The sequence below is a fragment of the Thermoleptolyngbya sp. M55_K2018_002 genome (genome assembly GCF_015295965.1).
In the GTDB taxonomy this organism is placed as follows: domain Bacteria; phylum Cyanobacteriota; class Cyanobacteriia; order Elainellales; family Elainellaceae; genus Thermoleptolyngbya; species Thermoleptolyngbya sichuanensis.
Genome location: NZ_DVEA01000312.1, coordinates 1 through 13,829, shown reverse-complemented (window position 1 = coordinate 13,829; position 13,829 = coordinate 1). Strand labels below are relative to the sequence as shown.

Genomic DNA, 13,829 nt, shown 5'->3' with positions numbered 1-13,829 from the left:
GCAGTTTCTAGGCGACACTAGGTCGCCTTGGCTTCTGAGTCCAGGTTTTGAGGGTTTGAGCAGCGAGGAGAGGCTGTGGTGAGGAGTGAAGGCGCAAACTGTGGATGCAAAAATTTCTCCAGGTCGGTCAATTTCAGTAACAGGGCGCACCTTGCTCCTGACGTTATCCGCGATTCTGGTCTGTCTGATGGCGGCGCTGGATGTGGCTGCGGGGCGATCGCCCTGGCAAGCAGCTAGTCTGACGTTGCCCTTTACCTTGTCTGCGGCGGGGGTCGGAGCGTTGGGCTATGCGGCCGTGCCGCAACTCCGCGCCTGGAAAGCGGGTCAGGTGATTCGCGAGGATGGCCCCCAAGCGCACCTGAAAAAGGCGGGTACTCCGACGATGGGCGGCATTTTCGTTGTTCCCGTCGGCGTGGCGATCGCCCTGCTGCTCTCCGGGTTTCACCCGACCGTGTTGGCGGTTTCGGGCTTGACCCTTGCTTACGGATTTATTGGCTGGCTGGATGACTGGCAAATCCTCCGCCGCAAGTCGAATAAAGGCATTTCTCCCCGCACGAAGCTGGCGCTGCAAATCGGCTTTGGGGGGCTGTTCTGCCTCTGGGCTTTTAGCCACTCGTTTCCAGGTATGACCACGGTGCTGCTGCCCTTTGGACTGGCGCTACCGCTGGGGGCGCTGTTCTGGCTGGTGTCGTGGTTTGTGCTAGTGGCCGAGAGCAACGCCACCAACCTGACCGACGGGCTGGACGGGCTAGCGGGGGGCACAGGGGCGATCGCCCTGCTTGGTCTGGCAGCGCTCGTTGCCCCCGCTCACCCTGAGCTAGCCGTTTTCTGTGCGGCGATGGGCGGCAGCTACTTGGGCTTTTTAGTACACAACCATAATCCCGCCCGCGTGTTCATGGGCGATACGGGTTCCCTAGCGCTGGGCGGAGCGCTGGCGGCTGCGGCGATTGTCAGCCAGTCGCTCTTTGGCCTGCTAATTCTAAGCGGTATCTTCCTGGTCGAAACGTTGTCCGTCATTGCCCAGGTCGGATACTACAAAGCCACGAAGGATGAAAACGGCATTGGCAAGCGCCTCTTCAAGATGGCTCCGCTGCATCATCATCTGGAACTGACGGGCTGGTCAGAAACTCAGGTGGTGGGGCGATTCTATCTAATTGGCGTGCTGCTGGTTCTAGTTTGCCTGTCGCTGTTTCAGGGCTAAGGCTTTTGCGCTTCCTGTAAAGAATGGTAGCGAACGCAACAAAAAAAGCCTTGGATTTCCTATGATTGAAGTGGAGCAAGTTAAGGATAGTTTATAGTTCCTTTCGATTTCCGCTCTATCCAGATGACTCGCTCCTCGTTCACTCGTTGCTGAGGCCAGCGTTATGAATCTTTTTAAGGTCATTGGACAGGCGATTCAATTCCTTACCGAAGGAGCATCGGAGATTTTCAGCCCTGACCGAGACGAATATCCCAAAACGGGCGTGCAGCCTTACGAAGGTGATCCGCTGTCTGAGCGTGTAGAGTCTACTAAATAGCCGCTAAGTTATTTGTCGGCTGTCATTTCTGAACGAATTCGGTTGGCTAACCAATCGGTTGGCTGATTAAAAAATCCCCCCTCTATGCTGCTATTGGCGAAGGGGGGATTTTTGTAGGGACGCTGCTAGGATTGAAGCGCCAGGAAGCGATCGCCTGCGATCGCCCTTCCCTGCATTTTGCTCTACCCCAAAAGCCATCGCCCCTATGAATGCATCGACCCACGAAGCGACGAATGGATCAACCAATGCTCCTACCGACTGGTACATCGTCAAGCAGCCCGAAGGCCACTGCGATATCGTGGCTGCGGCTGATCTGAACCCAGAACTTGCTAGTCCGTCGCAGAGCGCAGAAGATACCGAAATCCAGCAGTGGGGGCCGTTTGCGTCCCAAAGCGAGGCGATCGCCCGTCGGGTGGGGCTGATTCGTGCTGGAAAATGCCTGCCGCGCTAAAAATAGTCAGATCAGTCAGATCGAATGGATCGCTGGATCGAGTAGTTGAACTAGTTTGGATCGCAAAGCGTCGCACTAGGGAAGCGATTCGGCTCGGCGCTGCCGATGGGCCGCAATTTCCTGCCGCAGGGCCTCCAGTGCCCGCGCATATTGCGGATCAGCCAGCGTACCGATTTGATCCCGGTTTTGGCTGAGGGTTTCCCGCTGTTCGTCCGTCAACTCGACCAGCACGTTGGGTTCGATCCCCTGCTTGTTAATATCGCGCCCGCTTGGGGTCAGATATTTGGCAACCGTCACCGCAAGCCCAGAGCCATCGCCCAGCCCCCGCACCGACTGCACCAGCCCCTTGCCAAACGTCTGCGTTCCCACCAGCACCGCACGACCATTGTCTTGCAGCGCACCCGACAAGATCTCGCTGGCGCTAGCCGAACCGCCATCCACCAGCACCACGAGCGGCTTATCTGTCAGGGCGCTGCCGTTGGCCCGCTCCTGTTCTGCAATGCCTTGGCGATCTACGGTGGACACAATCACGCCTTCATTGAGCCACATGCGGGCAATGTCGATGCTGGCGTAGAGCAGCCCGCCTGGATTGGAGCGCAGGTCTAGCACGTAGCCCGTTGCCTGCTGTCGCTCTAGATCCTGAATTGCCTCTTTCATTTCTTCTGAGGCGTTGGCGCTGAACTGGTTGAGGCGGATGTAGCCGACCTTGCCCAGCGAGGAGTCTTGCAGAGAGTACCTAACTGGATGTAGCTCGATCCGGGCCCGTCGCAGCTTGAACTCTAGCTCCTGATCGCCCCGACGAATGGTGAGCGTAACCTCAGTGCCGACCGGGCCACGAATCAAGGACACGGCTTGGTTCACATCCATGCCCTCAGTCGTCTGATCGTTGATTTTGGTAATGACATCTCGCGCCAGAATGCCAGCTTGAGACGCAGGCGTATCTTCAATCGGCGCAACAACCACCAGTTCCTTGGTTTCTTCGTCTTGGGAAAGCTGGATGCCGACTCCCGTCAGTTCGCCCGACGTATCCACCTGCATATCCCGAAACTCAGCCGGGTTCATAAACCGCGTGTAGGGATCACCCAATAGCTCCAGCATTTCGCGGATGGCGGTGTAGGCTTCTTCGCGGTTTGTGTAGTTTCGCCCTAAATACTCCTGTCGGACAGACTGCCAATCAACCTGGTTAAACGTGGCATCGACGTAGGTGCGATTGATCAGTTGCCAAACCTCGTCAATTAGCTCCTTCGGGCTTTCCTGGAAGAACGCTTGCCCTTTGGACAGGTGCATCCCCGCCCCGGTAACGGTCATTGCTGCGACAGCAAATGCCGTGCTGCCCAAAACGAGTCCGCGTTTTGTAATATCCATAGCGATAGGAGGAGAAGGTCACGACGAGGGTATGCACAATCTAGCACAGGCATCTTGGGTCGGTCTGCTTAATCATTACAGAAGCACAGAAGCATTGGCAACAGAAGCATTGACGAGAAAATCCCTGTGTCAAAGTTCGCGTGTCAAAGTTCGCGTGTCAAAGTTCGCGTGTCAAAGTTCGTCCAATCGGAGTGAGGCACTGAGCAACACCGACGTTGGCTGGGATGTCCAGGGTAGAACGAGGGCGATCGCTCTCTAGACCCTACGGCTCAACCCAGCGTCCATCTGCCTTGATTAAGTTAATTAACTCCTGCACACCCTGATCTTCCGGAACGCGCTTAATTTCTTCACGTCCCCGATACAGCGAAATGTAGCCTGCCTGCTTGCCCACATAGCCATAGTCGGCATCGGCCATTTCGCCCGGCCCGTTGACGATGCACCCCATCACGGCGATATTCAACCCGGTCAAGTGATGTGTAGCAGCGCGAACCTTGGCCAGCACCTCTTCCAGGTTGAACAAGGTGCGTCCACAAGACGGGCAGGCAACATATTCCACCATCGTCCGCCGCAGCCCTAGCGCCTGCAAGATGCCGTAGCAAACCGGAATCTCCTTCTCCGGGGCTTCCGTTAGCGAGACGCGGATTGTGTCGCCGATGCCCTCGGCCAGCAGCGTGCCGATGCCTGCGGTGGACTTGATGCGGCCGTACTCGCCGTCGCCCGCTTCCGTCACCCCCAGATGCAGCGGATAGTCCATGCCTAGCTCGTCCATGCGCTTCACCATCAGGCGGTTGGCGGCAATCATCACGGGTACGCGAGAGGCTTTCAGCGATAGTTCAATATTGTAGAAATCCAGCGATTCGCAAATGCGGATGAACTCCAGCGCCGACTCGACCATGCCTTCGGGCGTGTCGCCGTAGGTGAATAGCATCCGCTCTGCCAAAGAGCCGTGATTCACGCCAATCCGCATGGACTTGTTTTGGTCGCGCAGCTTGACAACCAGTGGCTCCAGGGTTTCGCGGATCTTTTCGCCAATTTCAGTAAATTCGGCGCTAGTGTATTCCGTGCGATCGCTCTTGGGCTTTTCAAACACATACAGCCCCGGATTAATCCGCACGTTGTCCACATAGTTTGCCACTTCTAGGGCAATTTTCATGCCGTTGTGATGCACATCGGCCACCAGCGGCACGGGCTTGTAGGACTTGTAGAGGCGATCGCGGATTTCCTCCATCGCCTTGGCGTGGGCCATGCTGGGCACGGTCACCCGCACAATTTCGCAGCCAATCTCGTGCAGCCGCCGAATTGCCGCAACGGAACCCTCGATATCCAGCGTGTCTTCGTTAATCATCGACTGCACCGCCACGGGATAGTCGCCGCCGATGGTGATGTCGCCCACCGGAACCGGGCGCGTTTTGCGGCGCACAATGCCTACGTTGGCATCAGCAGGGGCGGACGGAGCAATGGGCGCGTTGACAGGATTAGGAAGCGTTTGCATACCCTTGGGTGTGAGTAGAGATGGGCGATGGAATACGAGATGGGCGATAGAGTATCCGAAAAGCCAAAGCTGCGGCTACGAGACAGCATGAGAGCCACTTGGAGCGTTACTAATAGCCACTCAGAGCGTTACTAAATAATGCTCTACAACAATGCTCTACGTTCCAGAGTGCCATAAACGGGGCACGTTTGGCGGTTATGGACAGGTTATGGAGATCAGGGATTTGGTGTCAGGGGATGATCGGGGTCGAACCTGAAGCCTGACCCCTGATCCCTAACGTCTAGTCAATCTGAATTGAGGTGGGGCGGTTGGCGCTACTGCTGGTGCTGGGGGTTCCGGTTTTGCGGAAGTCGGTGTAAAGGCGATCGCGCCATTCAAAAAACGGCGCAAACGTGCCCACATCGGCGATGCCCGGAACGCCTTTGCCCTTCAGCGGTTGGGGAATATCCAGGTAGTCGCCATCGGGAAACTTGACGTACATCGTCAGCCCCGCCACAGCAAAATCTGCCAGGGTGGGATGGTCGGTGATCAGGTAAGGCTGATCGAGCAAGATAAAGCAGAGCGCCGCCAGATCCCGCTTCATGGATGCTTCGGCTTCTTTGATGGCATCCGGGGTCAGTCCCACGCCCAGTTCCAGCACGCTGAATAGCTCATTGGGCATAGAGCTAACGACCGTTTTTATAAAATCAGGAATCGTGTTCGGGAGAAACGACTGGCGGAAGCTCTGGTCTTTACCCAGTGCGCCAATCATGCATTTGCGGGCATTTAGCCCAATGGATTCGTCGGCCCACTGCTCCATTAACAAACACAGCCCGCGCTGTTTGGGATCGGTGGGAATGATCGGGCGATCGGGATAGGTCTTTTCCAGATACTCGGCAATTTCGGTGGAGTCGGCAATCACTGTGGAGCCGTCTTTCAGCACAGGCACCTGGCGCTGTCCGGACATCCGAAACAGGTCAAGCTGGCCGACACCAGGGGTCACTTCCACCTTGCGATAGGGCAAGCCCTTATAGTCCAAAATTAGCCGAATCTTTTCGCAGTAGTGGGATAGCTCAAATTGATAAAGCTCTAGCATGGCCTGCGTCCTCGGTGAGTAGGGCGGAGAAATGGTTGATTGTGTGAATGGGGTGCGGTAGGGAACTGGGTTGTCGAGTGGTTCCGATTGCCCCTAGTCACCATACCCTGAGTCTGTCGGCTCTACAAAGCAAGTAGGCTGCAAATCATCGGCAAATAATCGGCCATCTTGCAAATGAGCGTCCCTGAAGGATTCGCGTATGATGGCTAGTGTCTCCTGCAAATTTTCTCTGCAAATTTCCTTGCTGTATGACTGGAACCGCGATTGGTAGCTACGCGCCCGACTTTGAACTGCCCGGTGTAGATAGCGAGGTGCATCATCTCGCTCGGTATCTTGAATCCCATCGGGCGGTTTGCGTGGTTTTTATGTGCAACCACTGCCCCTATGTGCGGCTGTATATTGATCGCCTCAAGCAAATTCAGGACGACTTTCAGGGGCAGGGCGTGACGTTGATCGGCATCAATCCCAACGACGACACGCGCTACCCCGACGATAGTTTCGACAAGATGAAGTCTTTTGCCATCGAGCAGGCGATTAACTTTCCCTACCTGCGCGACGTGACGCAGGAGGTGGCGGAAGCCTTTGGCGCAGAACGCACGCCGGAGATTTACCTGCTGGATAGCGAAGGGATTCTTCGGTATAACGGGGCGATCGACGATAGCCCGCAGAATCCCGACGGGGTGCAGAAGGCTTATTTGAGGGAAGCGATCGCCAGCATTCTCTCCGGCACTGCGATCGCCGACCCCCATACGCACACCATCGGTTGCTCCGTAAAATGGCGACAGCCGACAGAAGGATAGCGAGAACATCCCGGGCCGGCCGTGGCCGATCGTTTGCCTTAGCCGATCATTATTTAGCCGATCATTATTAGGAAATTGGGGACCGCGCTACAGCAATGCTTGAATATCAGCCTCCAGATCTTCTGGTTTGGTGGTGGGCGGATAGCGCTTCACGACGTTGCCCTGGCGATCGACCAGGAACTTGGTGAAATTCCACTTAATCGCCTCCGTGCCAAAGATACCGGGGGCAGATTTCGTCAGGTATTGAAACAGAGGATGGGCGTTGCTGCCGTTCACGTCTACTTTTTGGAATAGCGGGAACGACACCCCAAACCGGGTTTCGCAAAACGCCTGGATTTGATCTGCTGTTCCCGGTTCCTGCTGTCCAAACTGATTGCACGGGAAGCCCAGCACCACCAGACCCCGATCGGCGTATTTGCTGTAGAGGGACTGAAGCCCCTGATATTGGGGCGTAAAGCCGCACTGGCTGGCCGTGTTCACAATCAACAGCACCTTGTCTTTGAACGCATCGAGCGATACGGGCTTGCCGTCGATGCTGGTGGCTGAAAAGTCGTAGATAGAGGCGGAAGCGGCAGTCATAGTGTTAGCTCAGGATTAATCCGAGGACTCTGAAACATTACTTAACAATTTTAGCGAAATCCCTGGGGTGGAATGCAGGGTTTGCGGCTTTTGCGATGCCCTTTTGCGATGCCCTTTTGTGATGCCCTTTTGCGATGCCTATCTGTCTGCTGGAGCCAGTGGCAAACCGGCCGCTTGGCGCTGACGGATTTTTCCGGTCTACTGCTATCTTGGGTTGGAAACAATTTTAAAGTTCTAGAGAATTGTCACGACCTATGGGGAATACGTATCGGCGGGTTTTGCTAAAGCTCAGCGGCGAGGCACTGATGGGCGATCTCTCCTATGGGATTGACCCGGCAGTGGTAGATGCAATTTGTGCAGAGATTAAAGATGTGGTGAATACGGGCGTAGAAGTTGCGGTCGTGGTGGGCGGCGGCAATATTTTTCGCGGCATCAAGGGCGCAGCGGCGGGGATGGATCGGGCAACGGCGGATTACATCGGCATGATTGCCACCGTGATGAACGCCATGACGCTGCAAGACTCGCTGGAGCGAAAGGGCGTGCAAACTCGCGTGCTAACGGCGATCGAGATGCAGGAAGTGGCAGAGCCGTATATTCGCCGCCGCGCCATTCGCCATTTAGAAAAGGGGCGAGTGGTAATTTTTGGTGCGGGGTCGGGTAATCCTTTCTTTACGACGGACACGACGGCGGCGCTGCGGGCAGCAGAAATTAGCGCAGAGGTCGTGTTCAAGGCGACAAAAGTAGATGGCATTTACGACGCTGACCCGAAGGTGAATCCCGATGCCCGCAGGTTCCAAACGCTGACCTACAGCTATGCGCTGGAAAAAGACCTGCGGGTGATGGATGGAACGGCGATCGCCCTGTGCAAAGATAACAATATCCCTATCATGGTGTTTAACCTGGCGGTTGAAGGCAACATTCGCCGCGCCTTGATGGGTGAACCCATTGGCACACTTGTTGGAGGCTCTTGTGGAATTAGCTGAAATTGAAGGCAATATGCAGAAGACCATTGAGGCCACTCAGCGGTCGTTTAACACCATCCGCACAGGACGGGCAAATGCGAGCATTCTCGACAAGGTGCAGGTGGAATACTACGGTACGCCCACGCCACTGAAGTCTCTGGCCAACATCAGCACGCCCGATGCCAGCACCATCTTGATCCAGCCCTATGACCGGAACACGCTGAACCTGATCGAAAAGGCGATTCAGATGTCTGATGTGGGGCTAACGCCGAACAACGATGGTTCCGTGGTGCGGCTGAATATTCCGCCCCTGACGAGCGATCGCCGCAAAGAATTGGTAAAAATCGCCGCCAAATACGCCGAAGAAGGCAAAGTTGCCCTCCGCAACATCCGCCGCGATGCGGTAGACAGCGTTCGCAAGCAAGAAAAAGACGGCGACTTGCCCAAAGACACCGCGCTGGATTTGCAAGACAGCATCCAAAAGCTGACCGATAAGTACGTGGCCAAAATCGACGCACTGCTCAAAGAAAAGGAAACCGATATCACGACGGTCTAGCGTTAGATTTACGTTAGATTTGCATCCGGCTCGCATCCGGCTTGCATCAGGGTTCTGAGCGGTGCGTCGAGGTTGGGTCGAGCTTTTGGCATTGCGCTCAGCCGTGATCTGGGTTTGATCTGCGTTTGATCCTTGAGTTTGTGACCCGCGTTCAGGAGTGACCTGTTCATGTATGACTGCATCATCGTGGGCGCTGGGCCTGCGGGCGCAAGTGCTGCCTATCACCTGGCAAAGCGCGATCGCTCGGTGCTGCTTTTAGAAAAGGAATCCCTGCCCCGCTATAAACCCTGCGGCGGCGGCGTATCGCCCCAAGTGGCCGAATGGTTTGATTTTGACTTTGGCCCGGCGATCTCGCTCAAGGTCAACACCCTCCGCTACACCTGGAACATGGACGATCCAGTGGTGGCTCAGCTTGAAAACCTAGAGCCGATCTGGATGGTGCGGCGCGACGTGTTCGACCATTTCCTGGTCAAAAAAGCGCAGGAACAGGGCGCAATGCTCAAAGATCGTACCGCCGTATCGGGTATTGAATGGCGAGGCAACGGCTGGCAGGTCAACACCGCCCAGGGCCCGTTTCTAGGAACCTATCTAATCGCCGCTGACGGAGCAAAGGGCTTCATGGCAAAGTGGCTGGGATTTGGCGATCGCAAGCGGAAGCTGGGCGGTGCGCTGGAGGCGGAGGCCCGTCAGCCCATTGCCGATGACCAGACCATCCACTTCGAGTTTGGCATGGTCAAAAACGGCTACATCTGGAACTTTCCCAAGGCAGACGGCTATTCTATTGGCATTGGCACCTTTCGCGGTGGCAAAGCGCAAGACTTCAAGCGCATCCTGACGGAATATTCCAAGCTGTTTAACGTCGATTTTGCAACCACCGAGCAGCACGGGCATCCCCTATGCCTGTGGGATGGCGACCAGACCTTGCATACTCAAAACGCGCTGCTGGCTGGCGAAGCCGCCTGCGTGGTTGATCCCATGACAGCCGAAGGGATTCGCCCTTCGATCTTTACGGGCGTGAAGGCGGCGGAGGCAATTCATGCGGCGCTGAGCGGCGACCTGGACGCGCTCGAAGGCTATACCCACACCATTCAGCAAGAGTGGGGTCAGGAAATGATCTGGGCAAAACGGCTGGCCAATGCTTTCTACACGGCTCCCAGCCTGGGCTATCGGCTGGGGATCAAGCGGCCCTCTGCCACGGAGCGGATGGGGCAAATTCTCTGCGGCAAGCTGGGCTATCGCGATGTGGCCAACCGCGCTATTCAACGCCTCAGTGCCGGACTGATCCCAGGAATGTAGAGCCGACTCGACGGGCAAAATTCTTCACTGCGAAATTCTCCACTGCGAAATTCTCACTCTCAACCCTCACTCTCAACGAGAGTTTGCTCAGCCGTGCTCTGCTAGCGAGACGGAATTTTGACCGTAAAGCTCGTCCAGCCGTCGGCGCTGTCAGCGCTGATCGTGCCGCTCAGTTGCTCCACCAGCTTTTGCACCAGCGCCAGCCCCAGCCCGGTGCCGCCGTGCTTGTAGCGATCGACTTGCAAGACGCGATAGAACTTTTCAAAGATATGGGGCAGGTCGGCATTGGGAATTTCGGCCTGATTCTGGAGTCGGAAGATGGTGTAGGCTGTGAACCCGTTCTCCTCGGTGGGCGGATGGAGCGATACATCTAGCGAAATGCTCAGCCCCTTGGGCGTATACTTGCAGGCGTTGTTCAGTAGCTCCGCCAGAATGCGCCGCAGGATGGTCGGGTCGGTCACCAGCGGCGGCAAATCTTCGGCGCAGGAGACTTCGAGGGTTTGCTGGGAGTTGGCGATGCGAGTGCGGAAGGGTTCCACCAGGGCGGGCAGCCAGTTGGGCAGGTCGATGCGCTCGACGGTGATGGGAAAGACGGATTCTTCTAGTCGCTGCAAGTCCAGCAGGTCGTTGATGAGTTCTTCCTCTCGCGCCAGTTCGCTTTCTAGGATGCTGAGATACTGTTTTTGCTTTTCTTCGCTGGGGGCGGTTTTCAGCATGTGGATCGCCATTTTGACGTTGGCGATGGGGGTGCGGAGTTCGTGGGAGACGGTGCTGAGGAATTGGTCTTTGAGTTGGTTGAGCCGCTCCAGTTCTGTCACCTGGGCCTGGGCTGCCTGATAGAGCCGGGCCTGGCGGATGGCGATCGCACACTGGTTGGCCACCTGCTGCACCATGCGAATCTCGAACTCGTTAAACACGTACTCCTTGCGGTGAATCAGCCAGAGGTCGCCCAGCACGGCCTGCTCCATGCCCTCGGACGAGTTGGCATCGACGAAAATGGGGCAGGCCAGCATGGCGACGCGGCCTCGCTGCGGGTTTGGATAGAGCGAGCAAAACTGGAAATATAGCCCCTGCTTTAGCTGGTGGTAGATATCCGGCGAGTCGTCCATCTGGGCCACACGGCCGTAGAAGGTGGGAATCGAGTGGGTATATTCGTAGCGGATGGTGGACGTGCCTTCCTCTAGGTCGTACAGCGCCGAGTTGCAGCCCGCCAGCCCCAGCACCAGCGTTAGCTCCTGCACAGCCGCCTGCAAGATCTGGCTTTCGTCGAGGCTGTCGCGCACCTTGTCGGTAATGCGCTTGAGCATGGATTCGTATTTCAGCACGCGCTCCATCTGCTCGGCGCGGCGCACGATTTGCTGCTCTAGGTCAGCATTCAACTGCTGGGCTTGCTGGTAGAGGCGCGACTGCTGGAGGGCGATCGCCACCTGTTCGCTGAGATAGCGCAGCAAATCCACCTCGTGGGGCTGCCAGTGGCGGATGCCAGAACATTGATGCACCGACAGTAGCCCCAAAAGCTGGTCATCCCGCAGGATCGGCGCGACCAACACCGCCCGCGTCTGCTGCTGCCGAAAGAGTTCCAGCAGTTCCGGCGAATAGTCGCCTGTTTCGATGTCATCCACAATCCGGTAGTGGCCCTGGCGAAAGTAGGCAATTCGCTGTTCGGCGATCGCCTGACTAACCCGCTCTCCCAGCAGCGATCGCCACGGGGCAGCCACCGACTCTGCCACAATCACCGACCCGGCATCGTCCTCAAAGCTGTGAATCACCACCCGGTCTGCCTGGAGCGCTTGTCGCACCTCGATCACCGTACTGTTCAAAATTTCGCCCGGATCAAGCGACTGACGAATTCGCTGGGTAATGCTGGCAACCGAGTGCGACTGGGCCGACTGCTGCTGAATTTGCTCAACCTGATGATCGTAGCTATCTAGCACTCGCGATAAATTGGCACGAATCTGCAACAGCGCATCGGTCAGTCCTGTATCCTGAGAGGTGTCTGGCGCAGGAGACTGAGCAGATGACCTGGCGGATTGATCAGAGCTAGAGGAGCTGGTACGAGGAGATTTGGGATCGGAAGATGGGTCGCCAGTAGACTTCGCACTGGACGAATTACGGGATGGATCACGGGAGGGGCGATCGCCCTGATCCTCCTGCCGATTCTCCTCCTCCTCAATAACACGCTCTAGCGACAGTCGCGCCAGCAACTGCTCAACCTGCTCCAGCGCCGCCTCCAACTCTGCGTATCCTTGGGGATGCTTGTTGGCTAGACGTGCTGAAACTGAAGGCTGCGAATTCTGAGGCAAATTCCCTTGACTCACTACACGGACTCTCCTCAGCACATGACATCGTTGCAGCCGATCGTCCAGCAAAGCAGATATGCCCAAAATCCGGAAACCCTACCGTAGTAGCCAACACTCATCAGACTTCGGTAATTACGCAGGTGAGTTGACACGGGAGCGCCGCGCTCCCAAATCGAATAGTGTTCAGATGGCTTGCATGGCAAAGTGCCGATGAATCTCAAGCTAGCGTCCCTCAGATGGGGCGCTCCCAGACAGTTTCGTAATGCTCGATACAGAGTTTTCATCGGAACCCCGCAGCCGACACTCAGTTTGCCAGGAACACACGAATACAATGGTCTGGGTTAGCATCCACAAGAATAGCAGGTTTTTTGGAGGGACGCTTTTGGGGAATTGGGGCGTGGGAATAAGGCTGGGAATAAGGCTCAATCAACCCCGGCACTCTGTTACCTTGCTGCTCCTGTTGCCTGTGTTACCGCTGTCACCGCTGTCACCGCCGTCACCGCCGTCACCGCTGTCACCGCCGTCACTGCTGTCACCTCACCCCGTCACGCCGTTATCTCCGTTATTTTATGTATACCCCGTTCCTCTACGATCGCACTCGTCCTGTCGGCAGCTTTTGGGAAACCACGGTAGACCCGGTGGAAGGGTCGGCGCTGGCGGGCGATCGCACTTGTGATGTGGCGATTATCGGCGGCGGCATCACGGGACTTTCGGCAGCGCTGCACCTGGCGCGGGCGGGCGTGGAGGCGTGCGTGCTAGAGGCGGGAATACCAGCCTGGGGCGCGTCGGGGCGGAATGGCGGCTTTTGCTGTGTTGGGGCAACCTGGCTCGACCCGGAAGCCCTGCTGAACCAGTTTGGGCGCGAGGAGGTGGGGCGATTTTTTCGGCAGCAGCGCGAGGGCACGGAGCTAGTGCGCCAGATTGCCCAGGAGGAAGGCATTGACCTAGACGCGCAGGGGGACGGCGAGATCGAAGTGGCCCATCGCCCCAACCGATGGCGATCGCTCGAAGCGGCCTATGAATTTTTTAGCGAGATTGCGGGCTATCCCTGCCATCTCTGGTCGCCCAAGGAACTGACCGAACGGGCCTACCATAGCCCCGAAGCACATGGGGCGCTGCATGTCGGCGTAGGCTTTGGGCTAAATCCGATGAAATATAGCCGGGGACTGGCGATCGCCCTCCAGCAGCAACCCGTTGCGGTCTACGCCCATAGCCCCGTTCAGCACTGGGAAACAGACGGACATGGACATCGGCTGCACACGCCAGGGGGAACCCTGCGGGCCCGGCGAGTCATTATCGCGACCAACGGCTACACCGAAGACCCCCTCCACCCGGCCATGTCTGGCCGCCTGCTGCCCGTCGTTTCCAATATCATTACCACGCGCCCCCTCACCGCCGCCGAACTCGCTGCTCAGGGCTGGAAAACCGAAACCCCC

Annotated in this window: 13 protein-coding genes; 8 read left to right on the top strand and 5 right to left on the bottom strand. The window is 56.9% G+C overall.

The window, feature by feature from the left end:
• Positions 1-100 precede the first annotated feature (100 nt).
• The 3 genes from mraY (at position 101) to IGS51_RS16000 (ending at position 1,968) form a co-directional block, all read left to right on the top strand.
• Positions 101-1,201 carry a phospho-N-acetylmuramoyl-pentapeptide-transferase gene (gene mraY / locus IGS51_RS16010; RefSeq protein WP_297079759.1) on the top strand — a complete coding sequence of 367 codons (1,101 nt, stop codon included), beginning with the start codon at positions 101-103 and terminating at the stop codon, positions 1,199-1,201.
• A 163-nt stretch (positions 1,202-1,364) separates the two neighbouring features.
• Positions 1,365-1,517: an isochorismate synthase gene (locus IGS51_RS16005; protein WP_068509430.1), complete on the top strand. Its 153-nt coding sequence runs from the start codon at positions 1,365-1,367 to the stop codon at positions 1,515-1,517.
• A 205-nt stretch (positions 1,518-1,722) separates the two neighbouring features.
• On the top strand, positions 1,723-1,968 hold the full coding sequence (locus tag IGS51_RS16000) for a hypothetical protein (protein ID WP_297079728.1): 246 nt from the start codon (positions 1,723-1,725) through the stop codon (positions 1,966-1,968).
• A gap of 75 nt (positions 1,969-2,043) precedes the next feature.
• Here IGS51_RS16000 and ctpC read toward each other — a convergent pair whose 3' ends face one another.
• The 3 genes from ctpC to IGS51_RS15985 form a co-directional block, all read right to left on the bottom strand.
• The gene (ctpC, locus tag IGS51_RS15995) at positions 2,044-3,333 is read right to left on the bottom strand and encodes a carboxyl-terminal processing protease CtpC (RefSeq protein ID WP_297079727.1); all 1,290 of its coding nucleotides are present in this window, start codon (positions 3,331-3,333) and stop codon (positions 2,044-2,046) included.
• A gap of 262 nt (positions 3,334-3,595) precedes the next feature.
• The gene (gene ispG, locus IGS51_RS15990; RefSeq protein WP_297079725.1) at positions 3,596-4,825 is read right to left on the bottom strand and encodes a (E)-4-hydroxy-3-methylbut-2-enyl-diphosphate synthase; all 1,230 of its coding nucleotides are present in this window, start codon (positions 4,823-4,825) and stop codon (positions 3,596-3,598) included.
• A 280-nt stretch (positions 4,826-5,105) separates the two neighbouring features.
• Complete coding sequence (locus IGS51_RS15985; RefSeq protein ID WP_297079723.1) at positions 5,106-5,900, bottom strand: glutathione S-transferase family protein; 795 nt, start codon at positions 5,898-5,900, stop codon at positions 5,106-5,108.
• 248 nt (positions 5,901-6,148) lie between these two features.
• Here IGS51_RS15985 and IGS51_RS15980 point away from each other — a divergent pair, with 248 nt between their 5' ends.
• Positions 6,149-6,700 (top strand): thioredoxin family protein, encoded by a 552-nt coding sequence (locus IGS51_RS15980; RefSeq protein WP_297079721.1) that lies wholly within the window; start codon positions 6,149-6,151, stop codon positions 6,698-6,700.
• Positions 6,701-6,787: 87 nt separating this feature from the next.
• Here IGS51_RS15980 and IGS51_RS15975 read toward each other — a convergent pair whose 3' ends face one another.
• A complete protein-coding gene (locus tag IGS51_RS15975; RefSeq protein ID WP_068509417.1) occupies positions 6,788-7,279 on the bottom strand; it encodes a glutathione peroxidase in 492 nt (163 codons plus the stop codon).
• A gap of 254 nt (positions 7,280-7,533) precedes the next feature.
• Between IGS51_RS15975 and pyrH the strand changes: the two genes are divergently transcribed.
• From pyrH to IGS51_RS15960, 3 genes are all read left to right on the top strand, one after another.
• Positions 7,534-8,262, top strand: a complete 729-nt coding sequence (gene pyrH, locus IGS51_RS15970; RefSeq protein WP_172359061.1) for a UMP kinase — start codon at positions 7,534-7,536, stop codon at positions 8,260-8,262.
• The gene (frr, locus tag IGS51_RS15965) at positions 8,249-8,797 is read left to right on the top strand and encodes a ribosome recycling factor (RefSeq protein WP_172358127.1); all 549 of its coding nucleotides are present in this window, start codon (positions 8,249-8,251) and stop codon (positions 8,795-8,797) included. The genes pyrH and frr overlap by 14 nt, the downstream gene beginning before the upstream one ends.
• A 168-nt stretch (positions 8,798-8,965) precedes the next feature.
• A complete protein-coding gene (locus IGS51_RS15960) occupies positions 8,966-10,093 on the top strand; it encodes a geranylgeranyl reductase family protein (RefSeq protein WP_297079718.1) in 1,128 nt (375 codons plus the stop codon).
• Between the two features lie 101 nt (positions 10,094-10,194).
• Here IGS51_RS15960 and IGS51_RS15955 read toward each other — a convergent pair whose 3' ends face one another.
• A complete protein-coding gene (locus IGS51_RS15955; RefSeq protein WP_297079716.1) occupies positions 10,195-12,327 on the bottom strand; it encodes a GAF domain-containing protein in 2,133 nt (710 codons plus the stop codon).
• 635 nt (positions 12,328-12,962) lie between these two features.
• On the opposite strand from IGS51_RS15955, the gene IGS51_RS15950 reads away from it, so the two are divergent.
• Positions 12,963-13,829: FAD-binding oxidoreductase (locus IGS51_RS15950; RefSeq protein WP_297079714.1), on the top strand; the 867-nt coding region annotated here is incomplete at its 3' end.

Bases quoted from the DNA above. Each gene is read 5' to 3' on its own strand.
- IGS51_RS16005 (WP_068509430.1), top strand. From the start codon at position 1,365: ATGAATCTTTTTAAGGTCATTGGACAGGCGATTCAATTCCTTACCGAA.
- IGS51_RS16000 (WP_297079728.1), top strand. From the start codon at position 1,723: ATGAATGCATCGACCCACGAAGCGACGAATGGATCAACCAATGCTCCT.
- ctpC (WP_297079727.1), bottom strand. From the start codon at position 3,333: ATGGATATTACAAAACGCGGACTCGTTTTGGGCAGCACGGCATTTGCT.
- ispG (WP_297079725.1), bottom strand. From the start codon at position 4,825: ATGCAAACGCTTCCTAATCCTGTCAACGCGCCCATTGCTCCGTCCGCC.
- IGS51_RS15985 (WP_297079723.1), bottom strand. From the start codon at position 5,900: ATGCTAGAGCTTTATCAATTTGAGCTATCCCACTACTGCGAAAAGATT.
- IGS51_RS15980 (WP_297079721.1), top strand. From the start codon at position 6,149: ATGACTGGAACCGCGATTGGTAGCTACGCGCCCGACTTTGAACTGCCC.
- IGS51_RS15975 (WP_068509417.1), bottom strand. From the start codon at position 7,279: ATGACTGCCGCTTCCGCCTCTATCTACGACTTTTCAGCCACCAGCATC.
- pyrH (WP_172359061.1), top strand. From the start codon at position 7,534: ATGGGGAATACGTATCGGCGGGTTTTGCTAAAGCTCAGCGGCGAGGCA.
- IGS51_RS15960 (WP_297079718.1), top strand. From the start codon at position 8,966: ATGTATGACTGCATCATCGTGGGCGCTGGGCCTGCGGGCGCAAGTGCT.